Annotated in this window: 18 protein-coding genes, 1 tRNA gene and 2 pseudogenes; 6 read left to right on the forward strand and 15 right to left on the reverse strand. The window is 73.0% G+C overall.

What is annotated here, in order from left to right:
* Nucleotides 1-681: 681 nt before the first annotated feature.
* Nucleotides 682-1,106, forward strand: a pseudogene (locus O7606_RS16720) (response regulator transcription factor); the annotation flags it as partial.
* Nucleotides 1,107-1,167: 61 nt separating this feature from the next.
* On the opposite strand, the gene O7606_RS16725 reads toward O7606_RS16720, so the two are convergent.
* Entirely contained in the window at nt 1,168-2,091 is a 924-nt protein-coding gene (locus O7606_RS16725; RefSeq protein ID WP_281594963.1) for an SDR family NAD(P)-dependent oxidoreductase, read from the reverse strand.
* 245 nt (nt 2,092-2,336) lie between these two features.
* Between O7606_RS16725 and O7606_RS16730 the strand changes: the two genes are divergently transcribed.
* Nucleotides 2,337-2,984: a TetR/AcrR family transcriptional regulator gene (locus O7606_RS16730; protein ID WP_281594964.1), complete on the forward strand. Its 648-nt coding sequence runs from the start codon at nt 2,337-2,339 to the stop codon at nt 2,982-2,984.
* 291 nt (nt 2,985-3,275) lie between these two features.
* On the opposite strand, the gene O7606_RS16735 is transcribed toward O7606_RS16730, so the two are convergent.
* Nucleotides 3,276-3,349 (reverse strand) — tRNA-Thr (locus O7606_RS16735).
* A gap of 105 nt (nt 3,350-3,454) precedes the next feature.
* On the opposite strand from O7606_RS16735, the gene O7606_RS16740 reads away from it, so the two are divergent.
* Nucleotides 3,455-5,221 carry a metallophosphoesterase gene (locus O7606_RS16740; protein ID WP_281594965.1) on the forward strand — a complete coding sequence of 589 codons (1,767 nt, stop codon included), beginning with the start codon at nt 3,455-3,457 and terminating at the stop codon, nt 5,219-5,221.
* A 13-nt stretch (nt 5,222-5,234) separates the two neighbouring features.
* Here O7606_RS16740 and ricT read toward each other — a convergent pair whose 3' ends face one another.
* From ricT to tmk, 6 genes and pseudogenes are all read right to left on the reverse strand, one after another.
* Nucleotides 5,235-6,080, reverse strand: a complete 846-nt coding sequence (ricT, locus tag O7606_RS16745) for a regulatory iron-sulfur-containing complex subunit RicT (RefSeq protein WP_281594966.1) — start codon at nt 6,078-6,080, stop codon at nt 5,235-5,237.
* A gap of 92 nt (nt 6,081-6,172) precedes the next feature.
* Nucleotides 6,173-6,853 (reverse strand): hypothetical protein, encoded by a 681-nt coding sequence (locus tag O7606_RS16750; protein WP_281594967.1) that lies wholly within the window; start codon nt 6,851-6,853, stop codon nt 6,173-6,175.
* 197 nt (nt 6,854-7,050) lie between these two features.
* A pseudogene (locus tag O7606_RS16755) lies at nt 7,051-7,338 on the reverse strand (hypothetical protein); the annotation flags it as partial.
* Between the two features lies 1 nt (nt 7,339).
* Nucleotides 7,340-7,669 carry a YbaB/EbfC family nucleoid-associated protein gene (locus tag O7606_RS16760; protein WP_281594968.1) on the reverse strand — a complete coding sequence of 110 codons (330 nt, stop codon included), beginning with the start codon at nt 7,667-7,669 and terminating at the stop codon, nt 7,340-7,342.
* Between the two features lie 142 nt (nt 7,670-7,811).
* On the reverse strand, nt 7,812-9,065 hold the full coding sequence (locus O7606_RS16765; protein ID WP_281594969.1) for a DNA polymerase III subunit delta': 1,254 nt from the start codon (nt 9,063-9,065) through the stop codon (nt 7,812-7,814).
* Nucleotides 9,065-11,128, reverse strand: a complete 2,064-nt coding sequence (tmk, locus tag O7606_RS16770; RefSeq protein WP_281599719.1) for a dTMP kinase — start codon at nt 11,126-11,128, stop codon at nt 9,065-9,067. Before tmk ends, O7606_RS16765 begins: the two co-directional genes overlap by 1 nt.
* A 303-nt stretch (nt 11,129-11,431) precedes the next feature.
* Between tmk and O7606_RS16775 the strand changes: the two genes are divergently transcribed.
* On the forward strand, nt 11,432-12,640 hold the full coding sequence (locus O7606_RS16775) for an alanine racemase (RefSeq protein WP_281594970.1): 1,209 nt from the start codon (nt 11,432-11,434) through the stop codon (nt 12,638-12,640).
* 80 nt (nt 12,641-12,720) lie between these two features.
* On the opposite strand, the gene O7606_RS16780 is transcribed toward O7606_RS16775, so the two are convergent.
* Nucleotides 12,721-13,335, reverse strand: coding sequence for a TetR family transcriptional regulator (locus O7606_RS16780; RefSeq protein ID WP_281599720.1), 615 nt, complete (start codon nt 13,333-13,335; stop codon nt 12,721-12,723).
* 207 nt (nt 13,336-13,542) lie between these two features.
* Here O7606_RS16780 and O7606_RS16785 point away from each other — a divergent pair, with 207 nt between their 5' ends.
* A complete protein-coding gene (locus O7606_RS16785; protein ID WP_281594971.1) occupies nt 13,543-14,871 on the forward strand; it encodes a D-arabinono-1,4-lactone oxidase in 1,329 nt (442 codons plus the stop codon).
* Between the two features lie 65 nt (nt 14,872-14,936).
* Here the strand turns inward: O7606_RS16785 and topA are convergent, their stop codons facing one another.
* The 6 genes from topA to O7606_RS16815 form a co-directional block, all read right to left on the reverse strand.
* Entirely contained in the window at nt 14,937-17,705 is a 2,769-nt protein-coding gene (gene topA / locus O7606_RS16790) for a type I DNA topoisomerase (RefSeq protein ID WP_281594972.1), read from the reverse strand.
* A gap of 435 nt (nt 17,706-18,140) precedes the next feature.
* Complete coding sequence (locus O7606_RS16795) at nt 18,141-18,830, reverse strand: hypothetical protein (RefSeq protein WP_281594973.1); 690 nt, start codon at nt 18,828-18,830, stop codon at nt 18,141-18,143.
* On the reverse strand, nt 18,821-19,363 hold the full coding sequence (locus tag O7606_RS16800; protein WP_281594974.1) for a hypothetical protein: 543 nt from the start codon (nt 19,361-19,363) through the stop codon (nt 18,821-18,823). Before O7606_RS16800 ends, O7606_RS16795 begins: the two co-directional genes overlap by 10 nt.
* 169 nt (nt 19,364-19,532) lie before the next feature.
* Complete coding sequence (locus O7606_RS16805) at nt 19,533-21,887, reverse strand: sodium-translocating pyrophosphatase (protein WP_281594975.1); 2,355 nt, start codon at nt 21,885-21,887, stop codon at nt 19,533-19,535.
* Between the two features lie 433 nt (nt 21,888-22,320).
* Entirely contained in the window at nt 22,321-22,758 is a 438-nt protein-coding gene (locus O7606_RS16810; protein ID WP_281594976.1) for an ATP-binding protein, read from the reverse strand.
* Nucleotides 22,755-23,108 (reverse strand): STAS domain-containing protein, encoded by a 354-nt coding sequence (locus tag O7606_RS16815; protein ID WP_281594977.1) that lies wholly within the window; start codon nt 23,106-23,108, stop codon nt 22,755-22,757. The genes O7606_RS16810 and O7606_RS16815 overlap by 4 nt, the downstream gene beginning before the upstream one ends.
* 154 nt (nt 23,109-23,262) lie before the next feature.
* On the opposite strand from O7606_RS16815, the gene O7606_RS16820 reads away from it, so the two are divergent.
* Nucleotides 23,263-25,626: a DEAD/DEAH box helicase gene (locus O7606_RS16820; RefSeq protein WP_281594978.1), complete on the forward strand. Its 2,364-nt coding sequence runs from the start codon at nt 23,263-23,265 to the stop codon at nt 25,624-25,626.
* Nucleotides 25,627-25,637: the final 11 nt, after the last annotated feature.

The following is a 25,637-nucleotide window of genomic DNA, read 5'->3' on the forward strand; positions in this document are numbered from 1 at the left end:
TACTGATAGTCGACCCTCACCAAGGATTTTCGGGGGGGTGAACGGGGACACCGCTGGCCGTCACCGGGACCTCGCGGGCCCCACCAGGCGCTCTCGGGCATCCCCGCGCCTTCGCCAACGCCTGGCGTGCCTGGCACGTCGCTGATCCCGCTTGAGGATCTCGTTCCCACCTCAAGCGTCGGAGCCGGGCTTCTCGACCAGGACCGGGCGCACCTGGGCGTGGCTGGGGCGGCAGCTCGAGCGCCCCCGTTACCCGGGCGAATCCTGGAGAAATGCGCGTCCAGCAGCACCTGACGGGGGCAGATTCAAGCAGTGGAAGAGGTGATCGGGACGCCGTTGAGGAAGTACTCGCGCAGGATACGGTTCGCGTTCTCGTTGCAGCTGCCCCGCTGCCACGGCGAGAGCGGGCATCCTGCCCTACCGAGTCGCCAGGATCAAATGCTACGACTGTCTGAACTCGCCGGGTTCTAACTCTCCTCCGGGGAGGGTGGAGACAACTCCCAACCCGACTGGGGGCCAGCACGATGGCACAAGTTCCAGAAACCGTGGAAGCTCATTCCATGACCACACAGAAAATCTCCCGGTTCCATCGGGCCGCCCTGGCCCTCGTCCTTCCCGTCGCGGTGATAGGGACACTCGCCGCGTGTGATGACTCGGCGGCGCCGCAGGCCGCGCCGGCAGATTCCAGGGCTTCCCATTCTGGTGCTCTCGCAGCATGTCGAGCAGATTTACGCCCGGGAGCTGATGTCGGATCGCGCGGGCGCGGTGGGTTATCTGTTGAAGGATCGGGTCACGGACGTCGGCCAGTTCATCGACAATGTCCGACAGGTCGCTTCCGGGAGCACCATTATGGACCCCGACGTGGTGAGTGCACTGCTCACCCACCGCTCCGCCGACCCCAAGCTCCTGGAGCTGAGCCCGCGCGAGCATGAGGTCCTCGCTCTGATGGCCCAGGGCCGGTCGAACGCTGCGATCGCTACCCGGAGTTCGTCACCGAGAAGACTGTCAGCAAACACATCTACAACGTCTTCACCAAGCTCGGTCTCAAGCCCTCCGAGGACGACAACCGCCGCATCCTGGCGGTCCTGGCCTACCTGCAGAGCTGACGGGTCCGTGCTGCGGCATGTCGGGGACAGTCCCCCTGTCTGTCTATCGGGCCCGCGGATGTCAGGATGCGATGGAAAGGCGCAGTTCTTCGACCGTTTCCCAGAGCTGTCGTTCACGGTCAGGGTCGTAGGATTCCTTGGACGAGGAGACTTCTCGCGTGCGGTCGATGTAGGAACCGGAAGGTGCCGGGATACGTCCGAGTACGACGTCGGCGAGGTGTTGGCCGGCGGTCTTCTGGCTCGACGCCAGCGGGGTCAGCGTCATCAGCGGCATGATCCGTCGCCCCACGAACCGGACGGCTGCGCTCGCTTCGCGGCTCAGGCCGGTGCCGGGCACGAACCCGGGGTTGAAGGCGAGAATCTCGACGCCCGGTGGCAGACGTCGTGCGTACTCGTGGATGAGGTATATCGCGGCGAGCTTGCTGGTGGAGTATGCGGTCCCGCCCGCTGTGACGGTGTGCGGGTTCGGGAACGCGCGGATGCGGGCCAGGTTGGCCGGGTCTTGCCAGGACGGCGCCGGCATCATTCCGGCGTTGTGGCGGAAGTCGCCGAAGTGAGCGTCGCTGACGGTGAGAACGATCCGTGACGGCGCCTTGAATCGATCTTGTAGCAGGCGGAGCAGGAGGTGATTGGCCAGGACGTTGACGGCGAATGTCGCCTCGACCCCGTCCGGGCTCTTCGTTACGTTGTTCGTGTAGAGCAGGCCGGCGTTGCCGACGAATCCACTCAGTGGTGGCAGATCACCTGTATCGAGCCGTCGGATCAGTTCGTCAGCCGCCCTCCGGACGCTGCCCAGTGACAACAGGTCCGTCGGGATTGATGTCACGGCGCGTCCGCCCTGGCCGAGATGAGCGGCGAACTCGGCTCCCGCAGCGCCACGGGCCAGGAGCACGAGGTGCGCCTCAGGGTCGCCTTCGCGGATGCGCTCGACGGCGACACGGCCAAGCCCCCGAGTCGCGCCGGTCATGACAATGGTGTGGGTCACAGAATTCTCCCTGGTCGAAGACTCGTGGACGTGTCCGAGGCGCGGGGCAGGCCAGGGGCCCGATTGACGAACCCGGGCAGTCCCCGCACGCCGCGCGTAGAGGGTCTGGGCCCGGACGTGAGGAGGGCAGTCCCGTGTCCTGCCCACCTTCATTAACTATGCCGTGTAAATATACCCTGTATAGCTACAGTAGTGCTCTTCCGCCCGATCGTCAACGGTGACTTTTACGAGATAAAGTAAGCCGCATGCCACCCCGACCCCCCGCCTCCGAACGACTCGACCGCGGCGAGGTCCTGGCCACCGCACTCGCCATCGCCGACGCCGACGGACTCGACGCAGTCACGCTGCGCCGGGTCGCCGCCGCCTGGAACGTCACACCCATGGCGCTGTACTGGCACTTCAAGGACAAGGACGCCCTGCTCGATGCGCTGGTCGAACGGATCCTCGGCGAGGTCGACCTGACCGTCGGCGACGAGGCCGACCTGCGTACCGTACTGACGGCCCTGCTGCGCGTCCTGCGCGCGCACCCCGCCCTCGCCGAGATCACGCCGATCCGCCTCATGCGCACGGACGCCGGCATCGATCTGGCCGAGCGGGTCGTCGCGCTGCTGCGCGCCGAGGGGCACTCGCCGGTGGCCGCCGCCCAGCTCAGTATCTTCCTGCTCAACGCGCTGATCGGGTTGGTGATCCGCCAGCCGGGTGACCCCGCCGCCGCCGACCCGGCCCTGCGGGAGTCCCTGCTCACCGCCAAGCGCGCGCGGCTGAAGTCACTCTCCCCGCAGGACTACCCCCACCTGACCGAAACCGCCGACTTCTTCCTCGGCCTGCCCGACGAGCAGGAGTACTACGAGCGAGGTCTGACCATGCTCCTCAACGGGGTAAGTCTCCCCTGACCGCATCCAGCAGCGCGAAGTTCGCAGGCGGCAACACCCCCTCTTCGGCACCTCCGGACGTCGGTCTCCCCGACCTCGAACGGCCGCCGGATCTGCCGCCGCACGCTCGCCTCGTTCTCGGGGACGTCGACGTCGCCCCGGTTCGAGAATCGCACGACGAAGCCGCGACGTCGCCAGGCCCAGCGCTGCTCCGAGTACGGACGGAGCTGCGGCTCTCGGGGGGTGACTCAAATCATCATCGATATAGACGATGCCCTGACCTGCGTCTCCGCTGGTCAGGGCATCGCTCTGAGCCGCCTGACGGAATCGAACCGTCGACCTACGCATTACGAGTGCGTCGCTCTAGCCGACTGAGCTAAGGCGGCAACGATCCCCGAGTGTACGGCACGCCGCCCCGACCGGTCTCCCGGGATCCCCCGCCCGTCCCTGATCAGACAGCGGGCGTCGGCGGGGGCGGTTAGGCTCCGGCCGTGAGTGACGAGCATCCCCCGGCCGCCACCCCGGAAGACCGTCCCCCGACCGCCGAGCCGCCCGAGGCGACCAGCTCCGACCAGCCCCACCCCCGTCGCCCCCGCAGCACCGACCCGCACGAGCTGGGCTTCACGCCCCGTCGGGCGGTGCCGTGGCTCGCGCCGTTCCTGCTGATCAGCACCGGCATCCGTACGCTGCTGGCGATGCTGTTCGGGGCGTACCTGGACAAGCGGGAGTTGCAGAACGCCTTCGGGGACGGGGTGTTCCGCCAGGTCGGGCCGGACGGCGGGCTGTGGCTGGACTACGTCGCCGACCTGGGGGACGGCTTCGACGCCACGTACTCGGTCGCGTACCTGCTCGCCCAGCCGGAGATCGAGGTGGACGGGCACCGGCTGCCCCGGGGCCGGACGCTGGTGATGGGCGGCGACCAGGTCTACCCGTCGGCCGGCTACGGCGCGTACGAGGACCGCTGCAAGGGGCCGTACCAGGCGGCGCTGCCGCTGGCCGGGCCGGGCGGGCCGACGCTGTTCGCGGTGCCCGGCAACCACGACTGGTACGACGGGCTGACCGCGTTCCTGCGGCTGTTCGTCCGCTCCCGGGACCAGTATTTCGGCGGTTGGCGCACCGCGCAGTCCCGCTCGTACTTCGCCGTCGAGCTGCCCGCCGGGTGGTGGCTGTTCGGGCTGGACGACCAGTCCGGGTCGTACCTGGACGATCCGCAGCTCAGCTACTTCGAGAAGGCCGCGGCGCGGCTCGGCCCGGGGGCCCGGGTGATCCTGGCGGTGCCGGCGCCGACCTGGGTACGCGCCGTCGACAGCCCCACCGCGTACGACTCGGTGGACTACTTCGTCCGGACGATCGTCGCGCCGACCGGGGCGACGGTGCGGCTGATCGTGACGGGGGATCTGCACCACTACGCCCGGTACGCCAACCCGGGCCGGCAGTTGGTCACCTGCGGTGGCGGGGGCGCGTACCTCTACCCCACGCACAAGCTGCCGGCGCGGATCGAGGTGCCGCCGCGCGACACCCTGGCCCGGCGGGCCAGCCACTCCGAGCCGTACGAGCTGGCCGGTCGTTATCCCACGGCGGCCCGTTCCCGCCGGTACGCGTGGGGGATCTTCCCCCGGCTGCCGCTGCGCAACCCGGGCTTCTGCACCCTGCTGGGCACCCTGCACACGCTGCTGATGCTGGCCATGGCCGGGGTGGCGACGAGCCAGGTGGACGTGGCCGCGCAGCGGCTGTTCAGCGTGCCGCTGATCGCCATGCTGCTGGTGACGCTGCTCGGGGCGGGTTTCTTCGCCAAGCCGCCCAGCGCGGACGGCAGACGCCACGCCCGGCACTGGATCCTGGGCCTGTCGCACGGCCTGGCGCACGTCGGGCTGGCCGCCGCCGGCACCTGGGCGTGGCTGCGGCTGCCGTTGCACGACTGGCCGTGGCCGATGCCGGTGGTCGCCGCCGCCGTCCTGTACGGGCCGCTGATCGGCCTGCTGGCGAGCCAGCTCACCGCCGGGTACCTGGTGGTCGCCGGCAGCCTCGGGGTGAACGTGAACGAGCTCTTCGCCGGGCAGGGCATCGAGGACGCGAAGTCGTTCCTGCGGCTGCGGATCGACCCGGACGGCACTTTGACGATCTACCCGGTCGCCGTGCCGAAGGTGTCCCGCCGCTGGCGGGTCAACCCGGACCGGTCCCCCACCGCCTCCTGGCTGGTCCCCGAGCGCCCGCTGACGCCTCGGCTGGCCGAGCCGCCCGTCGTGCTCCGCCCGTGATCCGCGCCCCGGGTCAGGAGGGGGTGGGGTAGCGCTGGTCGTGCGCCTGCCGGGGGCCGCAGACGCTGGCCCGCGAGCAGGCGCAGCGGGAGCCGTCGGCGTCCAGCCGGACGGTCACGGTGTCCTTCGGGACGCTGTGACCGACCACCTTGCCGTCGCCCTCCGGGGTGCTGACCCGGCTGCCGATGGCCGGCGCGGACTCCTGGAACTTCGCGTACAGCGGATGCTCGTACTTGAGGCAGCACATCAGCCGGCCGCACGCCCCGGAGATGCGCAGCGGGTTGAGCGGCAGGTCCTGGTCCTTTGCCATCCGGATGGTCACCGGCTCGAAGTCGTTGAGGAAGGTCGCGCAGCAGAGGTCACGCCCGCAGGAGCCGATGCCGCCCTGCACCCGCGCGGAGTCGCGGGCGGAGAGCTGCCGCAGCTCGACCCGGCAGTGCAGGGTAGCGCCGAGATCCCGGACCAGGGCCCGGAAGTCGACCCGGTGCGGCGCGGTGAAGTAGATCGTGGTGCGGCCGTTGCCGCCGGACTCCGCGCCGAGGACGTGGTCGACGGCGACCACCTTCATCGGCAGCCCGTGCTCGCGGATCAGCCGCTTCGAGGCGACCTTCGCCTCCGCCTTGCGCTTACGCAGCAGCTCGTCACGGCGCAGGTCCTCGTCGTCGGCGAGCCCGGCGAGCTTCGGGAAGCCGTCGGTGTCCTCGCCGACCCACTGCGCCGCCCAGACGCACTCGGCCACCTCGGGCCCGTCGTCGGTGGGCACCAGCACCCGGTCCCCCACCTGCGGCCGGAACTCCCCCGGGTCGAGGTAGTACAGCCGCCCGTACCGGTTGAAGCTGACCGCGCAGAGCATGCCCATACCCTCACCCTACGACGAACCCGGCGGGTCGTCCCACCGTCGGGTCGCCGGCCGGTCACCGCCCGCAGCGATCGACGGTCGTCGTCGCGGTCTCACCAGCGGACCCGGGTGACCCCGGAGGGCGTGCCGGACGACCCCGGGCGGGGCCGCCAGGGGGACTCGGCGAGGCTGGGCGCCCACTGGCGCAGCAGGGTCTCCGCGCCGTCGTACGCGGCGGAGAGGACGGCGAGGACCCGGGCCGCGATCTCGGCGGCGGCGAGCGGGCCGGCGGACGCGCCGGCCGGCGGGCCGCCGAGGCGGGGCATGGTCGCCGCGACCACCGTCACCGCCTCGGTCGAGCCGAGCACGTCGGCGAGGGTACGGGCCAACGCCAGCCGGGTGCGGTCCACCCAGTCGGCGAGCGCGTCGGCGTACCCGGCGGTCGAGTCGAGCCGCCCGACCAGGCTCTCCGGCCCCTCGTCCAGGTAGCGCAGCAGGGTCGTCCGCGCCTCCCCGTACGCGGCGGCGGCCGGACCGGACCAGACGCGCTGGTCGATGAGGGCGGCGCAGACCTCGTCGTACGTCGGCACGAGCTGACGTGTCGCGTGGCCGGCGTCGGCCAGCGGCGTGGGGTGCAGGTCGAGGAAGCCACGGACGGCCTCACCGGGCAGGGCCTGGGTGCGGCGCAGCAACGGCCACACCCGGTGCGCCTCCGGCACTCCGGCGGCGAGCAGCGTGTCGACCCGGCGGAGCAGGTCGAGGCCGGGCTCGGCGAGCCGGTCGAGGCGGTCCATCAGTCGACCTCGCCGTGCCGGGGCCGGGGTATCCCGAACGCCGTCGAGCCGGCGCCGGGCGGGGCGGGGTGGCCCGGGCCGTCGACGCCGAACCACGGGTCCGGCTCCAGGGCGGACCCGAGGCCGGCGGGGCGGCGGGGAGCGTCGAGGTCGGCCGACCGGCGCGGGGTGGCGTCGGTGTCGAGGTCCGCTGCCAGGCGGCGGCGGGCGGTGGCGTCGGTGTCGGCGTACCGGTCGGCGGCGGCGCGGATCGCGGACGCGGTGGCGGCGAGCCGGGTGGCGGCGGTGGTCGCCTCCCGGGCCCGGTTGTCGGTGGCGGTGGCCCACTGCCGGTGCAGGGCGCGGCCGAGCTCTCCGGGGCGGCCCGGCGCGTCGGCCCCGAACGCCGCGCGGGCCGGGTCGGTGGCGGTCACCGCGCGGGCGAGGGCGGTGAGCGTGGCGCTCGCCTCCTCCAGCCGGGCGGCGAGGGCGTAGAGGCTCTCCATCTCAGGCCCCCGTCAGCGGCCGGTACGCCGCGAACGTCTCGTTGTGCAGTTTCTCCCGGGCCCACTGGGCGGCGTCCGCGGCGGCGGTGACCGCCGCCTGGACCGAGTTGGCGACGTCGCGCGGGTTGCGGTGGTGCAGCGGGCCGAGGAAACGTACGTCGGTGATCGTGCCGGCGGCGGTGACCACCACCTCGACCAGCCCGTCCGGTGAGCGCACGGTGACCTGGACGGTGGCGACCGCCGCGTCGAACTCGGCCTGGAGGGACTCGATCCGGCGGTAGCGTCGTACCGCCTCCTCGATCCAGGCTTCGTCGATCTCCCCCCGCGGCATGGGCGGACTCCTCCCGGCAAGCGGTGTCACTGAGGGTGCCGTCGCCGTCACCACGGCACACGGACCGTACCGCAATCAATCGGCACTGTCGATGGCCCGGCAGAGCTGGGAATCCGTCACTTCAGCGGTACGTGGTGGCGTTTCAGCCCTTCCACAGGGCGAGCATCATCGCCTCCACGGCGATCCGGGGTTTGACGTTCGCCTCGATCGCGGTACGACACTCCAGCACCGCCTCCAGTCGCCGCAGCGTCCCCTCGGCGGCCCACTTCTCCGCGCCGGCGCGGGCCATCGCCACGGTGTCGGTGTGCACCGGCGCGACCGGCGCGCGCAGCGCGGTGACCAGCGCGTCCCGGTAGAAGCCGGCCAGGTCGACCAGGGCGCGGTCGAGGGCGTCGCGCTGCGCCCGGGTGGCCCGGGACTTCTGCCGTCGCTCCAGCTCCTTGAGCTGCCCGGCGCTGCCGCGCGCCGCGCCGGCGGCGCCCCGGCCGGTGCCGCCCGCGCCGAGCGCGGTCTGCAGGGCGGCCTTCTCGGCGGCGTCCAGCTCGGCGACCGCCGCCGCGGCCTCCGCCTCGGCCGCCTCGATCAGCGCGGACGCGGCGTCGAACGCCGCGCCCACCCCGGTCAGCCGGCGCGGCACCGCGAGCACCGCGTCCCGGCGGGTACGCGCCTGCGGATCGGCGGCCAGCCGGCGGGCCCGCCCGACGTGCCCCTGCGCGGCGGCTGCCGCCCACTCGGCCACGTCGGGGGCGATGCCGTCCCGGCGGACCAGCAGCTCGGCCACCGCGCCCGCCGGTGGCTGCCGCAGCGGTACGAGGCGGCAGCGCGACCGGATGGTCACCGAGATGTCGTCCGGGTGGGTGGAGGGGGCGCAGAGCAGGAAGACGGTCCGCGGCGGCGGCTCCTCGATCGCCTTGAGCAGCGCGTTGCCGGCCGCCTCGGTGAGCCGGTCGGCGTCCGAGATGATCACCACCTGCCACCGGCCGCCCGACGGGGTGCTGGCCGCCCGCAGGACCAGGGCGCGCATCTCGTTCACCCCGATGGAGAGCCCTTCGGGCACCACCAGCCGCACGTCGGCGTGGGTGCCGGCGAGGGTGGTGTGGCAGCCGGGGCAGCCGCCGCAGCCGGTGCCGTGGACGCACTGGAGGGCGGCGGCGAAGGCGCGGGCGGCCTCGGAGCGGCCGGAGCCGGGCGGCCCGGTGAAGATCCAGGCGTGGGTCATCCCGGCCCCGGGGTCGACCCCCGGCGCGCCCCCATCGGGCTGGCCGGCGCCGCCGGGCCGGCCGACGGCGGATTCCGGGCCGGCGCGCAGCACGGCGGCGGCCGCGGCGGCGGCCCGGCGCAGCGTGTCGACCGCCTCGTCCTGGCCGACCAGGTCGGCGAAGACCTCCTCCGACATCAGCGCGGCTGCTCCATCGTCACCAGCTCCGCGTCGGATAACTCGGGCTGCGACGAGGTGTCCGGTGGCCTCGCCGGAGCCGGATGGACGATCGCGGACGGGTCGACGAGCAGCTCGTCGAGCCGGTGGGCGACCTGGGCGGCGATCTCGTCGGCCGGGCGGGAGGCGTCGATCACCAGGTACCGCTTCGGGTCGGCGGCGGCCAGGTCGAGGAAGGCGTACCGGACCCGCTCGTGGAAGGCCAACGACTCGGCCTCCACGTGGTCGGCCGCCTCGCCCCGGGCGGCGACCCGGCCCAGCCCGGTGTGCGGCTCCACGTCCAGCAGCACCACCAGGTCGGGCTTGAGCCCGCCGGTGGCCCAGGAGGACAGCCAGGAGACCTCGTCGACCGGCAGGGTCCGGCCCGCCCCCTGGTACGCCAGGGACGAGTCGACGTACCGGTCGCTGATCACCACCGCGCCCCGGACGAGCGCCGGCCGGACGACGGTGGCCACGTGGTGGGCGCGGTCGGCGGCGTAGAGCAGCGCCTCGGCGCGCGGGGACGGAGTGTCCGAGCCGGGGGCCCCGAGCACCAGCGAGCGGATCCGGGCGCCGACGGCGGTGGCGCCCGGCTCCCGGGTCACCACCACCTCGCGGCCCTGCCCGCCGAGGCTCTCGGCGAGCCGGGTGACCTGGGTGGACTTGCCGGCCCCCTCGCCGCCCTCGAAGACCACGAAGAGCCCGCTGGAGACGAACGGCTCGGCCGGGGTCAGCGGACGGCCCCGCATCGACCCCCACAGGTCGGCCAGCACCGGGACGCCCTTCTTGTCGTCCATCTGGCCGAAGGCGCTGATCCCGGCGAAGATGCCGGCCAGGCCGGCGGCGAGCAGCAGCAGCCGGGTGGACGAGATCGAGATGCCCAGGTCGGCGATGCGCAGCTCGCGGGAGCCGCCGACGCCGACCAGGAGACTGCTCAGCGCGATCGCGAAGATCAGCACCAGCCGGGTGCCGATCTGGACCACGGCGAAGACCCGACCCCGGACCTCGTCGGCGATCTCGCCGCCGAGCAGGGTGGTGCCGGCCAGGAACGCCATGCCCGCGCCCGCCCCGACCAGCACCGCGCCGAGCATCGCCATGGACAGGTGGATGGCGAACGCGAGCGCCAGCACGGACGCGCTGGCCAGCACGATGCTCATGCCGAACCAGCGGCGGCGGGACAGGTCCCGCACGATCATCGGGCCGCCGCCGATGCCGATCGCCAGGCCGACGAAGATCGCGCCGAAGAGGAGGTAGAAGGCGGCGTCGCCGGCGCCGAGCGAGGCGGCGAAGAACCGGGCGGTGCCGATCACGATGCCGCCGCCGGCGAACGCGCCGAAGATGCCCAGCACCAGCCCACGCACCAGCGGGGTGTGGCCGATGAACCGCCAGCCCTCCTTGAACTGGCGCAGCATGCTCTGCTCGGTGCGGGCCTGCTGGTCGGCCTGCCCCTGGCTGATCTCCTTGATGCCGAACGCCACCACCAGCGCGGTGGCCAGCCGGGACAGCGCGTTGAACCAGAGCGCGAGCTGGGCCGGCTCGGACCAGGAGGGCACCGCGCCGCCGGTGGCCGCCCGGACGCTGGCGTCGAGCACCGCGATGCTCAACGCGGCCAGGATCGGGGTGATGCCGTACGTGGTGATCAGGGTGAGCTGGTTGGCCATCTCCAGCCGGGCGCGCGGGATGAGGTTCGGGACCGCCGCCTCCTTGGCCGGGATCCACAGCAGGGTGATCGTCTCGATCAGGAACGTCGCCACCGTCGCCCAGCCGACCACCACGCCGCCGCTGGCCCCGAGCAGCGCGACCAGCGGAATCGAGGCGAACAGCAGGAAGCGCAGGACGTCGCAGATGACCATCGTCCAGCGTCTGTCGAACCGGTCGGCGAACACCCCGGCGAGCGGGCCGAGCACCAGCGCCGGCAGCAGCCGGACGGCGATCACCGTGCCGAACGCGGCGCCCTTGGCGGTGCTGCCCTGCACCTGACCGGCGGCGAAGATGGAGGTGGCGAGCAGGCCCAGCCAGTCACCGTACGAGGCCGCGCCGAGCACGATCCACAGCCGGCGGAACGGCCGGATGCGGAGCACGGAGCGGAGGGCGGCGTAACCCGTCCGGTCGACCTGGCCCGTCGACGACACGCCGGACGACTCGCCCTGCTGCTGGTTTTCGATGGCCGTACCTCCGCTGCCGGCCCATCACTGGGCGTCCCCGGTGTCACACTCTAATCGCGGTGGGGAGTCGTCCCACCTTCGACATTCTCCTGTTCGCGAGCCTAGGCCCCGGAGCGGGGACATCACAGCCCGTCGTACGCGAGGGTGTTTCGCATTACGGGTCCTCACAGTTAGCGTGCACACGTGCCCATCGAACGCGATCTTCTCCGCGAGCGCCTGGACCAGGCGACCGCCCACCTCGACCCGCCGGTGGCGGTCGTCGACCTGGCCGCGTTCGACGCCAACGCCGCCGCCCTGGCCGCCCGGGCCGCCGGCAAGCCCGTCCGGGTCGCCAGCAAGTCGGTACGCTGCCGCGACCTGCTCGCCCGGGCGCTCGCCCGGCCGGGCTGGCGGGGCGTGTTGGCGTTCACCCTGCCCGAGGCGGTCGCGCTGGTCCGGGCCGGCGTCAGCGACGACGTGGTGGTGGCGTACCCGAGCGCCGACCGGGCCGCCCTGGCCGAGCTGGCCGCCGACCCGGCGCTCGCCGCGGCGGTGACCCTGATGGTGGACGACCCGGCCCAACTCGACCTGGTCGACGCGGTACGCGCCCCCGGGCAGCGCCCCGAGCTGCGGCTCTGCCTCGACCTGGACGCCTCGTGGCGGCCCCTGCGCGGACGGCTGCACGTCGGGGTGCGCCGCTCGCCGGTGCACAGCGCGGCGGCGGCCGGCCGGTTCGCCGCCACCGTCGCCGGTCGGCGCGGCTTCCGCCTGGTCGGCGTGATGGCGTACGAGGCGCAGATCGCCGGGCTCGGCGACGCCCCGCCCGGGCAGCCCCTGCGGGGCGCGGTGATCCGGGCCGCGCAGCGCCGGTCGTACCGGGAGCTGCTGGCCCGCCGGCAGGCGGCGGTGGCCGCCGTGCGGGCGCACGCCGAGCTGGAGTTCGTCAACGGCGGCGGCACCGGCAGCGTCGCCGCCACCAGCGCCGACCCGGCGGTCACCGAGATCACCGCCGGATCCGGGCTGTACGGGCCGACGCTGTTCGACGCGTACTCGGCCTGGCGGCCCACCCCGGCGGCGTTCTTCGCCTGCGCGGTGGTCCGCCGCCCGGGGCCCCGGGTGGCCACGGTGCTCGGCGGCGGCTGGGTCGCCTCCGGCCCGGCCGTCCCGAGCCGGCTCCCCACCCCCTGGCTGCCGGCCGGGTTGCGGCTGGTCGGCACGGAGGGCGCGGGCGAGGTGCAGACGCCGCTGACCGGACCGGCCGCCGACCGGCTGCGGGTGGGCGACCGGGTCTGGTTCCGCCACGCCAAGGCCGGCGAGGTCTGCGAGCGGGTGAACGAGCTGCGCCTGGTCGAGGGGGACGCCGTGGTGGCGACCGTCCCCACCTACCGGGGCGACGGACAGGCGTTCCTGTGACCGCCCGCCGGCCGGGCCGCGTCGGCGACGGACCAGCCCGCCGGTCGACCCGGGTCGGTGGCGACGGACCCGCCCGCCGGTCAGCCCGCGTCGGCGACGGCGGACACGCCCGCCGGATCGCCGGCGGCGGACGATTCACCGGCACCGCCCTGGACCTGGCGGTGCAGGTACTCCCGGATCAACGCCTTGGCCTCGACCAACACCCGGTCGTCGCCCTCCGGCTGCCGACGGAAGGCGAGCTTGATCAACGCGTCGGCCGCCTCCACCGCGATCTCCAGGATGAACCGCAGGTGCGGCTCGTCGGCCAGCCCGAACCGCTCGGTCAGCACCCGGGCCAACTGGTCGGCGATCACGCCGTTGTTGTCCCGCTGCTCGTCGAGCAGGTGCAGGTCGACCACGTCGCCGAAGTGCAGGGTACGGAACCCGGGGACGGTACGGTGCATCGTGATGTACTCGTCGATCGCCGCGTCGACGCCGTCCCACCAGCCGGTCAGGTCGTCGGACGCGAACCGCTCGTCGAGCCGTTGGAGGTACGCCTCCATGGTGCGCAGGGTCAACGCCTGCACGATCGCCCGCTTGTCCGGGAAGAACTGGTAGACCGACCCGATCGCCACCTCGGCCCGCTCGGCGAGGAGGGTCGTGGTCAACCCTTCGTACCCGACCTCGTCGACGAGCTCCGCGCAGGCGTCCAGCATCCGCTGGACCCGTGCGACACTTCGACCCTGCACCGGTACCCGGCGCAGCGGCCCGGTCGTGGCGGCTGATGTGGACACTCGACGCCACCCCCCTTCGACGGATGAACATATCGGCACGCCATCGCGGTGTGCCGCTACCGGTACCAACGATCGAACCGGCAATGTGGTGTTTACCAGGCAGAACGTTCATCGACCGAGGCGGCGACGATGGGAGCGACGATGACCTCGACGACAGCGGCCGACGTCGGCTGGACGAACTGGGCGGGCAACCAGCGCGGCGTCGCCGAGGCGGTGCTGCGGCCCCGCGACACCGACGAGGTGGCCGCCGCCGTCCGGGCCGCCGCCGGGGCGGGCGCCCGGATCAGGCCGGTCGGCAGCGGCCACTCCTTCACCGCCCTGGCCGTCACCGAGGGACGCCGGATGGAGCTGGGCGAGCTGACCGGCCCGGCCCGGGTCGACCGGGAACGCCGGCTGGTCACCGTACCCGCCGGGATGACCCTGCGGACGCTCAACGAGCTGCTCGCCGGGCACGGCCTGGCGCTGCCCAACCTCGGTGACATCGACGCGCAGACCATCGCCGGGGCGCTCGCCACCGGCACCCACGGCACCGGCGCGCGACTCGGCTGCCTGGCCACCGCCGTCGAGGCGTTGACGCTGGTCACCGGCGTCGGCGAGGTGCTGCGCTGCACGACCGACGAGCATCCGGACGTCTTCGCCGCCGCCCGGGTCGGGCTGGGCGCGCTCGGCGTGGTCACCGAGGTGACGCTACGCTGCGTGGACGCCTTCACGCTGCTCGCCCACGAACGCCCCGCGAAACTGGCCGACGTGCTGACCGACCTGGACGCGCTGGTCGAGGGGCACGACCACGTCGAGTTCTACTGGTTCCCGTACACCGACCGGGTGCAGGTCAAGACGAACGACCGGGCGCCGGCCGACGACCGGCCGCTGCCCCGGTGGCGTGGCTGGCTGGACGACGAGTTCCTGGCGAACACCGTCTTCGAGCGGGCCTGCCGGCTGGGCCGCGCGTCGCCCCGGCTCGTCCCGACGATCAGCGCGGTCAGCGCCCGCGCGCTGACCGAGCGCCGCTACACCGGCCGCTCCGACCGGATCTTCTGCACGCCGCGGCGGGTCCGCTTCGTGGAGATGGAGTACGCCGTGCCCCGCGCCGCCCTCGGCACGGCGCTGACCGCGCTGCGCCGCATCGTCGACGGGCTGCCGTTCAAGGTGCTGTTCCCGGTGGAGGTGCGGTTCACCGCGCCGGACGACATCTGGCTGTCGCACGGGTACGGACGCGAGTCCGCGTACCTGGCCGTCCACCAGTACGTCGGCATGCCGTACGAGCCGTACTTCCGGGCGTTCGAGGCGGTCGCGCAGGAACTGGCCGGCCGCCCGCACTGGGGCAAGCTGCACTACCGCGACGCCGCCTCACTGGCCCCCGCCTACCCCCGCTTCCACGACTTCCAGACCCTCCGCGCCCGCCTCGACCCCGGGGGCGTCTTCGGAAACCCCCACCTGACCCGCGTCCTCGGCCGCTGACCGCCCGTCAGCCGGTGATCGTGGTGGCGAGTGGCGCGCGGGAGGGCCGTTCGCCACCACGATCGTCACTCGGCCTTTTTCCGGGGAAGCGACTTCTTCGGGGCGGCGGCCTTCTTCGCCGGGGCCTTCTTCGCCGGGGTCGCCTTCTTGGCGGGGGCCTTCTTCGCCGCGGTCTTCTTCGGGGCTGGCCCCTTGGCGCGCTTCTCGGCGAGCATCTCGGAAGCTTCCTCGATGGTCAGCGCCTCCGGCGTCTGGCCCCGGCGCAGCGACGCGTTGAACTCGCCGTCGGTGACGTACGGGCCGAACCGGCCGTCCTTGATCACCAGTGGCTTCTCGGTCAACGGGTCGACGCCCATCTCCCGCAGCGGCGGCGCGGCGGCCCGACGCTGACGGGTCTTCGGGGCGGCGAGCAGGGTCAACGCCTCGTCGAGGGTGACCGTGAACAGCTTCTCCTCGGAGTCCAGCGAACGGAACTCCTCACCCCGCTTGACGTACGGGCCGTAACGGCCGTTGTTGGCGAAGACCTCGACGCCGGCCGGGTCGACACCGACCAGCCGGGGCAGGCTGAGCAGCTTCAACGCCTCGTCGAAGGTCAACGTGTCAGGTGACTGGGTGCGCAGCAGGGAGGACTTGCGCTCGCCGCTGGCCACGTACGGGCCGAAGCGACCCGCCTTGAGCAGGATCGGCTCACCGGTCGCCGGGTCGTCACCGAGCTTGCGCTCACCCCCGCCGCCGAGGAACAGCTCGTGGACCTTCTCCGGGGTCAGCTCGTCGGGGGCCAGCCCCTCCGGCAGGGGCGCCCGGTCACCGGACGCGCCGCCCTCCTCGCCCTCGGCGGCCGACCCGGCCGGGGCCTCGCCGGGCACCGCCCGTTGCAGGTACGGGCCGTACCGGCCGACCCGGACGACCACCTCACGGCCCTCGTCGTCGGTGAACAGCGGGATCGAGTTGACGCTGCGCGCGTCGATCTCGCTGAGGTTCTCGGTGACCAGTTTCTTCAGCCCGCCGGCGTGCGCGATGGCCTGGTCGCCGACGCCGTTGGCGCTGCCGAAGTAGAACGCGGTGAGGAAGTCGACCGCCGCGTGGTCACCGCCGGCGATCTCGTCCAGCTCGTTCTCCATGCTGGCGGTGAAGTCGTAGTCGACCAGGCGCGGGTAGTGCCGCTCCATCAGACCGATCACCGCGAACGCCAGGAACGACGGGATCATCGCCTGGCCGCGCTTCACGACGTACCCGCGGTCCTGGATCGTCTGCATGATCGACGCGTAGGTGGAGGGACGGCCGATGCCCAGCTCTTCGAGCGCCTTCACCAGCGACGCCTCCGTGTAGCGCGACGGCGGCTGGGTGTGGTGCTCCTGGGCGGCCAGCTCGTCGGCGGTCAACGGCTGGTCCTTGACCAGGTTGGGCAGCCGGCGCTCGGCGTCCTCGGCCTCGGCGTTCTCGTCGTCGGACGACTCGACGTAGGCGCGCAGGAAACCCGGATCGGTGATGGTCTTGCCGGTCGCGCCGAAGTCGGCCTCCTCGCCGGCGGTGGAGACCGCGCGGATCCGCACCGACACGCTGGAGCCGACCGCGTCGGTCATCTGCGAGGCGATCGTGCGCCGCCAGATCAGCTCGTAGAGCTTGTACTCCTCGGCGGACAGCTCGTTGCGGACGTCACCGGGGGTGCGGAAGTCGTCGCCGGCCGGGCGGATCGCCTCGTGCGCCTCCTGGGCGTTCTTGACCTTGCCGGTGTAGCGGCGCGGCTCCGGCGGCACGTTGCGCTCGCCGTACAGCTCGACGATCTGCCGGCGGGCCGCCGCGATGGCGGTCTCCGACAGGTTCACCGAGTCGGTACGCATGTAGGTGATGTAGCCGTTCTCGTAGAGCCGCTGCGCGGTGCGCATCGTCTGCTGCGACGAGAACCGCAGCTTGCGGGCCGCCTCCTGCTGGAGCGTGGAGGTGATGAACGGCGCGTACGGGCGACGCCGGTAGGGCTTCTCCTCGACCCGGGTGACGGCGAACGGCCGCCCCGCCAGGCGGGCGGCCAGGCCACGGGCCCCGCCCTCGTCGAGGTGCACGACGCCGGCCCCGGCCCGCACCCGGCCGGTGGTCGGCTCGAAGTCCTTGCCGGTGGCGATCCGGTCACCGTTCAGCGCCACCAGGGTGGCGGAGAAGGTACGCGGCCCCTCGCCCGGGTCCGCCACCGCCAGGGTGGCGAGGATGTCCCAGTACTCGGCGGCGCGGAAGGCCATCCGCTGCCGCTCGCGTTCCACCACGATCCGGGTGGCCACCGACTGGACCCGGCCCGCCGAGAGCTTCGGCATGACCTTCTTCCACAACACCGGGGAGACCTCGTAGCCGTACAGCCGGTCGAGGATCCGCCGCGCCTCCTGGGCGTCGACCAGGGCCCGGTCGATCTCGCGCGGGTTCGCCACCGCCGCCTGGATGGCCGGCTTGGTGATCTCGTGGAAGACCATCCGCTTGACCGGCACCTTGGGCTTGAGCGTCTCGACCAGGTGCCAGGCGATGGCCTCGCCCTCGCGGTCCTCGTCGGTGGCCAGGAAGATCTCGTCGACCTCCTTGGCCAGCTTGGTCAGCTTGCTGATCTGCTGTCTCCGGTCGGCGGAGACCACGTAGAGGGCGTGGAAGCCGTTGTCGACGTCGACGCCGAGCCGCGCCCACGGCTCACCCTTGTACCTCGCCGGGACGTCGGCGGCGTTGCGGGGCAGGTCGCGGACGTGCCCGAAGCTGGCCTCCACGACGTATCCCGGGCCCAGATAGCCCGAGATCGTCTTGGCCTTCGCCGGTGACTCGACGATGACCAGACGGGTGGTCCTGGCGTTGCTCGGCACGTCTGCGGTTACCTCACTCCTGCTCGTGGCCCGGCCGCCTGCCGGGCGCCGCCGCCGTACTGTCCGGGCCCGCCGGCGGTCCGGACGTCCAACGTAACGCGCCGCCGTCGGTGGGGGGTTCGTGACCCGGACAGCCACGACGGCCACCCCGACCGCGTACGGAACGCATGTGCCGGACGGCGTCACCGTACACCGACTGTCCGCACTCGGGCGGGCCACTGTGTCGAACGTCGACCCCCGAGTGGCGGCCCGGCGGGTCGCCGCGGACTCCCGCACCCAGCCCGGCTGTCCCCTACCCGACAGCAGGCCAGACCGGCTGGCGGGGCTCACGGACGAGGCCGCCGGCAGCGGGCGGGCCGGGTGCCGCCTGGTCCGGTTCGCACTTTCTGCGGGCGCGGCATCACCGACAGTGACGGCACGGACGAAGTGATCAGGTCAGGTCGGCGGCCACCCGGCGGGCGGGGTCGGCGCGGGGCGCTCGCCGACCAGCTCGGCGAGGCGGGCGAGTCGCCGCCGGCCGGTGATCCGGTACGCCGGGCCGCCCGCCCCCGCCTCCAGGAACGACGCGGTCAACCCGATGGCGGCCAGCGCCGCCCGCACCGGCCCGTGCCCCGACGCGACCACCGGTGCACGCCGGTCACCGTCCCCTGCCGACGGGTCGGCGTCGTCGACCTGCCCGGCGGGTGGGGCGAGGTGGAGCAGGACGCCGGCCGGCTCGACCACGCCCGCCGCGGCGAGCCAGAGCCGCAGCCGGCGGCCGTTGAGATGGAAGTTGGCCGGCGGGCGCTTCCGGGGGGCCGGGCCGGGTCCGTCGGGCTGGCGGCCCAGCCAGGCCACCGCGAGCGGGGCGAGCAGGCTGGTGTACGAGGTGCGCACCAGGTGCCGCCCGTCGGGGGTCGCCTCCCAGGTGGCGGCCAGCCCCCGCGCGGCCAGCTCGGCGACGAGCACGTGCACCCGCCAGGGGGCGTCGACCACGATCGAGAGGCGGCCGGTGCCCCCCATCCGGACGATCTCCCCCGGGCCCGCCAGCAACCCGGCCAGGTCGGCCGGGGACGGGTCGGCCGCCTCCGTACCGAAGAGGGAGAGCTGGCGGACCGGCGGCTCGGGTGGTGGCGTCAGCGACACTCCGGGACCTCGTCGAAGGCCTTCTTGAGCTCTTCCGAGTTGAGTTTGCTGGTGTCCAGCGCGCTCGCGTCGTACTCCTGGTTGAGGGTCTCGACGGCGGCCCGCACCCCGTCGTAGAACTCGGTGGGCGTGCCGGCGCCGAGCCCGGCGATGGTGGCGCGGGCCCGGCCGTAGGCGTCCCGGACCTTCTCCAGCGAGCCGAGGAAACCGGCCGAGACCTGGTCGCCGTGCTCGGTCTCCGGCACCCCGGCCTGCTCGACCCGGAGCCGGGCGGTCTCGCTGGCCCGTTCGGCCCCGGCGAAGAGCCGGACCAGATTCTCCCTGGCCTGGGCGGGGGTGGTCTGCGCCGTCATCTGCTGCTGGGTGCTGCTGGTCAGCTTGCTGATCTCGGCCCGCCAGGGGGTGAGCGCCTCGCAGACGGCCGCCGCCCAGACCCGGGGGCTGGGCCCGCCGCCGCACGCGCCGGCCAGCAGGACGATCGTGGCCAGGACCACCGTGAGCTTTCCGGCGGCTGCCGCCCGGCACGTACGCATGCGTTGCAGCGTACGGCCTCGGGGGTGACGCGCCACCCCCGTGGACGCCCGGTTTCCCGGCCTCCGGCTCGCCGTTTCCCTGATATCGGGGTGACCCTGGGCCGGGTCACCCCGATATCGGCGATCTGGAGTGGGTGTCGCCGACCTGCTCCGTCGACGGAGGCTCGGCTCAGGCGCCGACCCGCTCCGCCCGCTGATCGGCGTCGCCGGCGGCGGAACCGCCGTCGGCGTCGGACATCGCGACGCCCTTGCGCTTGCTGAACACCACCGCCGCGACGATGACCAGCGTCGCCACGACCGCGATGGTGATCCGCAGCCCGGTGTTCCGGTCGTCGCCGATGCTCCAGGCCACCACGGCCGGGGCGATCAGCAGCGAGACCAGGTTCATCACCTTGATCAGCGGGTTGATCGCCGGGCCGGCGGTGTCCTTGAACGGGTCACCGACGGTGTCGCCGATCACGGTGGCGGCGTGCGCCTCGGAGCCCTTGCCCCCGTGCGCGCCGTCCTCGACGAGCTTCTTGGCGTTGTCCCAGGCCCCGCCGGAGTTGGCCAGGAAGACCGCCATCAACGTGCCGGCCCCGATCGCCCCGGCCAGGTACGACGCGAGCGCGCCCGGGCCGAGGCCGAAGCCCACCGCGATCGGGGCGAGGATGGCGAGCAGACCGGGGGTCAGCAGCTCGCGCTGCGCGTCCCGGGTGCAGATGTCGACGACCTTGCCGTACTCGGGACGCTGGGTGCCGTCCATGATGCCGGGCAGCTCACGGAACTGCCGGCGGACCTCCATCACCACCGCGCCGGCCGAACGGGACACCGCGTTGATGGCCAGCCCGGAGAAGAGGAAGACCACCGCCGCGCCGATGATCAGGCCGACCAGGTTGCTCGGGTTGGCCACGTTGAGCGCTTCGAGGATCTCGTCGTCGACGTCGCCGATGCCCGCGTCGAGGTACGCGGTGCGCAGCGTGTCGGTGTACGAGCCGAACAGCGCGGTGGCCGCGAGCACCGCCGTGGCGATCGCGATGCCCTTGGTGATCGCCTTGGTGGTGTTGCCCACCGCGTCCAGCTCGGTGAGGGTACGCGCGCCGTGCTCGTCGATGTCGCCGGACATCTCGGCCACGCCCTGGGCGTTGTCGGAGATCGGGCCGAAGGTGTCCATCGCCACGATCACGCCGACCGTGGTGAGCAGGCCGGTGCCGGCCAGCGCCACGGCGAACAGGGAGAGCGTGATCGAGCTGCCGCCGAGCAGGAACGCCCCGAACACGCCGGCCCCGATGAGCAGCGCCGAGTAGACGGCCGACTCCAGGCCGACGCTGATGCCGGCGAGGATGACGGTGGCCGGGCCGGTCTGTGAGCTCTTGCCGATGTCCTGCACCGGGCGCTTATCGGTCTCGGTGAAGTAGCCGGTCAGCGCCTGGATGGCGGCGGCCAGCACGATGCCGATGACCACCGCGCCGATGGCGACCAGACGCGGGTTGCGGTCCACGTCGGCGAGGCCGCCGTCGAGGTCGGCGAAGCTCGCCGGCAGGTACGCGAACGCGGCGACCGCCACCAGCACAGCGGAGATCACGGCGGAGAGGTAGAACGCCCGGTTGATCGCGGTCAGGCCGTTGCGGTCCGAGGCGCGCAGCCGGGTGATGAACACGCCGATGATCGCGACGAGCACGCCGATCGTGGAGATGATCAGCGGGAAGACCAGCCCCTCCTCGCCGAACGCGGCCCGGCCGAGGATCAGGGCGGCGACCAGCGTCACCGCGTACGACTCGAAGAGGTCGGCGGCCATGCCGGCACAGTCGCCGACGTTGTCGCCCACGTTGTCGGCGATGGTCGCCGCGTTACGCGGGTCGTCCTCGGGGATGCCCTGCTCGACCTTGCCGACCAGGTCCGCGCCGACGTCGGCGGCCTTGGTGAAGATGCCGCCGCCGACCCGCATGAACATGGCCAGCAGCGCGGCGCCGAAACCGAAGCCCTCCAGCACGGTCGGCGCGTCGCCCCGGTAGAGCAGGACGACCAGCGCGGCCCCGAAGAGGCCCAGGCCGACGGTGAGGAAGCCGACCACGCCACCGGTGCGGAAGGCGATCCGCATGGCCGCCTCCCGGCCGCCCTCACGTTCCCGGGCCGCCGCCGCGACCCGCAGGTTGGCCCGGGTGGCGAGCCACATCCCGGCCCCCCCGATGAACGCGCTGAACACCGCGCCCACCACGAAGAACGCCGACCGACCCAGCTTGACCAGCGTCTCGCTGCCGTCGGTGTCGTGCACCGGCAGCAGGTAGAGCAGGACGACGGCGACGACCACGAACACCGCGAGTGTTCTGAACTGCCGGAGCAGATAGGCCGAGGCGCCCTCCTGGACGGCCCCGGAGATCTCCTGCATGTTGGTGGTGCCCTTACCGGCTGCCAGTACCGCCTTGGTCAAGGCGGCGGCGAAGACGAGCGCCACCAACGCGATGACCGCGGCGATGACGACGTACGACACGTTGGCGCCGGTAAGGGAGAGCTCGCCGCCTTCGGCGGCCAAGATCCCGGACATCTGTGTCCTCCTGTACCGAACACTCGCGCGCCGGTCGGTGGGACGTACCGACCGGACGCCTGGATGCGGACTCGCAAGCGGAACCGGCCCCCGCCGAGAAGCGAAGATCACCTATAGTCGCTGGTGACAGGCCGGACACTTGCTGACAACTCGCGTACTGTAGCCCTAGCCCGTGTCGGAGGTCACACCGAGGGTACGTCACGTGTGGATGATCTTCGTCGCTGTGATATACGAGAAAATCTGATATAGGAGCGGGCGCACGGGAAAAAGCCGCGCCTCCGGGCGGAGACACGGCATCTTTTCCGGTCGATGTGTTCCGGGGTGGGTCGACGGCCCCGCCGCCGCACCGGGCGGATCACCGCCGCCGGCAGGTCGGCGGGCCGGCGCCCGCGGCAGGTCGGCGGGCCGGCGCCCGCGGGCCACCCGGCCCGGGTCAGCGACGGACGGGCCAGACCATCCGCACCTCGGTGCCGACCCCCTCGTCGACCGGGCGCACCTGAAGATCCTCGACGAACCCGGCGAGCAGGGCGAACCCGACACCCGTGGTCAGCGCCTCGTCGGTGAGCGACTCGTTGTTCAACTGGTCGGCGTCCAACGCGGTCAGGCCCAGCCCGGCCTCGATCGGCGCCCGGTCCACCACCCGCACCGCGTACGACCCGCTGTCGGACATCTCCACCAGCACCGGGTCGGGCAGCCCGTACTGGCGGTGCAGGGCGACCGCCCGGGTGCACGCCTCACCTATCGCGAGGCGCACCTCGTCCAGCAGGTCCTCGCGGACGCCGGCCCGCCGGGCCACCGCCACCCCGACCAGACGGGCGGTACGGACGTGCACCGGCGCGGGCGAGAAGGAGAGCCGGACCGTCGCCATCACGCGCCCGGGGCGGACGTGTCGGCGACCGCCGCGTCGACCGTCGGATGCAACGGGAAGACCTGGTCCAGGGCGGTGATCCGGAAGATCTTGAGCAACGGCTCCTTGTCGCAGACCAGGGCGAACGTGCCCCCCACGGAACGCAGCCGCTTCAACGCGCCGACCAGCACGCCCAGGCCCGTCGAGTCGAGGAAGTCCACCCGACCCAGGTCGACCACGACCCGGCGGGCCCCACCGTCGATCAGCTCGATGAGCCGCTCACGCAGCCGCGGGGCGGTGTAGACGTCCACCTCACCGCCGACCTCGAGCACCGTGTGGTCCCCCTCGGCACGGGTCGCCAACGACAGCTCCATCGGTCCCTCCTCGCAAGAGCCGTAAACTCTCCTGGGCATCTAACCATCCCCGCCACCGGGCCGGGCAGGTCACCGGCGCGGGCCGTGCCACGCCGGTCACTCCTTACCCCGTCCCGGGCGCGCGGACTCCGTACCCCAGTGCGAAAGTGCAGGCGTGACCTCCGCAGCCACCGTGTCGACCGGCTCCGGCCCGGGCCGTACCCCGGCGGAGCTGCTGCGCCGGCTACGCGCCCGGACCGCCGCCGACCCGGTCACCCACGTGGAACGGGTGCCGGCCCGGCCCGGCCTGCCCGTGCCGTGGCCGGCGTGGACCCCCGACGAGCTGCGCGCGGCGTTCGCGCGACGCGGCGTGGACGCGCCGTGGCGGCACCAGGCCGAAGCGGCCAGCCTCGCGTACGACGGGCAGCACGTGGTGGTCGCCACCGGCACCGCCTCCGGCAAGTCCCTGGCCTACCAGCTTCCCGCGCTGGCCACGCTGCTCGCCGACCCCCGGGCCACCGTGCTGTACCTCGCGCCCACCAAGGCCCTCGCCGCCGACCAGTTCCGCGCCGTCGCCGGGCTGGAGCTGGACGGGGTACGCCCGGCCTGCTACGACGGGGACACCCCGCGCGCCGAACGGGAGTGGATCCGGCGACACTCGCGGTTCATGCTGACCAACCCGGACATGCTGCACCACGGCATCCTGCCCGGGCACACGCACTGGTCCGGCTTCCTGCGCCGACTGACGTACGTGATCGTCGACGAGTGCCACACCTACCGGGGCGTCTTCGGCTCGCACGTCGCCCACGTGCTGCGCCGCCTGCGCCGACGGTGCGCGACGTTCCGGCGTACCCCCGGGTCCGGGAGCGCCCCGGTGTTCGTGCTGGCCTCGGCCACGTCGGGTGACCCGGCGACGGCGGCCGGGCGGCTCACCGGCCTACCGGTCGCCGCGGTCACCGAGGACACCTCGCCGCGCGGCGGGGTGACCTTCGCGCTCTGGGAGCCGCCGACGCAGCCCGCCGCCGCCGACGGGCCGCAGGATCTCACCCCGGTCCGCCGGTCCGCGCTGCGCGAGACGGCGGACCTGCTCGCCGACACGGTCGTCGAGGGGGTACGCACGCTCGCGTTCGTCAGGTCCCGGCGGGGCGCCGAGGTGGTGGCGGCGAACGCACGGCGCGCGCTGGACGAGGCGGTGCCCGGGCTCGGCGCGCGGGTGGCCGCCTACCGGGCCGGCTACCTGCGGGAGGAGCGGCGGGAGCTGGAACGGGCGCTGCTCGACGGCGAGTTGCTCGGGCTGGCCTCGACGAACGCGTTGGAGCTGGGCGTCGACCTGGTCGGGCTGGACGCGGTGCTGATCTGCGGGTACCCGGGCACCCGGGCGTCACTGTGGCAGCAGGCCGGGCGGGCCGGACGCTCCGGCGGGGAGGCCCTGGCCGTGCTGGTGGCCCGGGACGACCCGCTCGACACCTACCTGGTACACCATCCGGAGGCGCTGTTCGGCGCGCCGGTGGAGGCCACCGTGCTCGACCCGGCCAACCCGTACGTGCTGGCCCCGCAGTTGGCCTGCGCGGCGGCCGAGTCCCCGCTGACCCCCGCCGACCTGGAGCTCTTCGGCGACGGCGCGAAGGAGGCGGTGGACGCGCTGGTCGCCGCGCAGGCGCTGCGGGAACGGCCGACCGGCTGGTACTGGCGGCACCGGGACCGGCCGGAGGTGGACCTGCGCGGTGCGGGCGGCGCGCCGGTCTGCGTGGTCGAGTCGGCCACCGGGCGGCTGCTCGGCACCGTCGACGGCGGCTCGTCGCACGTGCTGGTCCACCCCGGCGCGGTCTACCTGCACCAGGGCGTCTCGTACGTGGTGGACGAGCTGGACCTGGCCGACGGGTGCGCGCTGGTGCACGCCGAGGAGCCGGACTGGTCCACCCACGCCCGGGACGTCACGGCGCTGTCGGTGGTGTCGGTGCGGTCCCGGGTCGACGCCGGGCCGGTCGCGTTGTTCCTCGGCGAGGTGGACGTGACCAACCAGGTGGTCTCGTACCAGCGGCGACGGCTCTCCTCCGGTGAGGTCGTCGACACCCGGCCACTGGACCTGCCGGCCCGGGAGCTGCGCACCGTCGCGGTGTGGTTCACCGTCACGCCGGACGCCCTCGCGGCGGCCGGGATCGAGCCGGCCGACGTGCCGGGCGCGCTGCACGCCGCCGAGCACGCCGCGATCGGGCTGCTGCCGCTGGTCGCCACCTGTGACCGGTGGGACATCGGCGGGCTGTCCACCGCGCTGCACCCGGACACCGGGGCCCCGACGGTCTTCGTCTACGACGGGCACCCGGGCGGGGCCGGTTTCGCCGAGCGGGCGCACGGCACGGCCGCCGCCTGGCTGCGGGCCACCCGGGACGCGATCGTCGAGTGCGGCTGCGAAACCGGCTGCCCGTCCTGCGTCCAGTCCCCGAAGTGCGGAAACGGCAACAACCCGCTGGACAAGTCAGCCGCCGTGCAGACCCTCGACGTGGTCCTGGCGAGTTTGCCAGACGGGACGCACGCATAGATCAGGTCCAT

Origin of the sequence: Micromonospora sp. WMMD882 (assembly GCF_027497255.1) — a bacterium.
Taxonomy (GTDB): domain Bacteria; phylum Actinomycetota; class Actinomycetes; order Mycobacteriales; family Micromonosporaceae; genus Micromonospora.

Excerpts from the sequence above, each read along its gene's own strand:
- O7606_RS16815 (WP_281594977.1), bottom strand. The coding sequence starts at position 23,108 with ATGGAGCTGTCGTTGGCGACCCGTGCCGAGGGGGACCACACGGTGCTC.
- ricT (WP_281594966.1), bottom strand. The coding sequence starts at position 6,080 with ATGGGCATGCTCTGCGCGGTCAGCTTCAACCGGTACGGGCGGCTGTAC.
- O7606_RS16765 (WP_281594969.1), bottom strand. The coding sequence starts at position 9,065 with ATGTCGGAGGAGGTCTTCGCCGACCTGGTCGGCCAGGACGAGGCGGTC.
- O7606_RS16800 (WP_281594974.1), bottom strand. The coding sequence starts at position 19,363 with ATGCGTACGTGCCGGGCGGCAGCCGCCGGAAAGCTCACGGTGGTCCTG.
- O7606_RS16760 (WP_281594968.1), bottom strand. The coding sequence starts at position 7,669 with ATGCCGCGGGGGGAGATCGACGAAGCCTGGATCGAGGAGGCGGTACGA.
- O7606_RS16805 (WP_281594975.1), bottom strand. The coding sequence starts at position 21,887 with ATGTCCGGGATCTTGGCCGCCGAAGGCGGCGAGCTCTCCCTTACCGGC.
- O7606_RS16730 (WP_281594964.1), top strand. The coding sequence starts at position 2,337 with ATGCCACCCCGACCCCCCGCCTCCGAACGACTCGACCGCGGCGAGGTC.
- O7606_RS16750 (WP_281594967.1), bottom strand. The coding sequence starts at position 6,853 with ATGGACCGCCTCGACCGGCTCGCCGAGCCCGGCCTCGACCTGCTCCGC.
- O7606_RS16780 (WP_281599720.1), bottom strand. The coding sequence starts at position 13,335 with ATGCTGGACGCCTGCGCGGAGCTCGTCGACGAGGTCGGGTACGAAGGG.
- O7606_RS16785 (WP_281594971.1), top strand. The coding sequence starts at position 13,543 with ATGGGAGCGACGATGACCTCGACGACAGCGGCCGACGTCGGCTGGACG.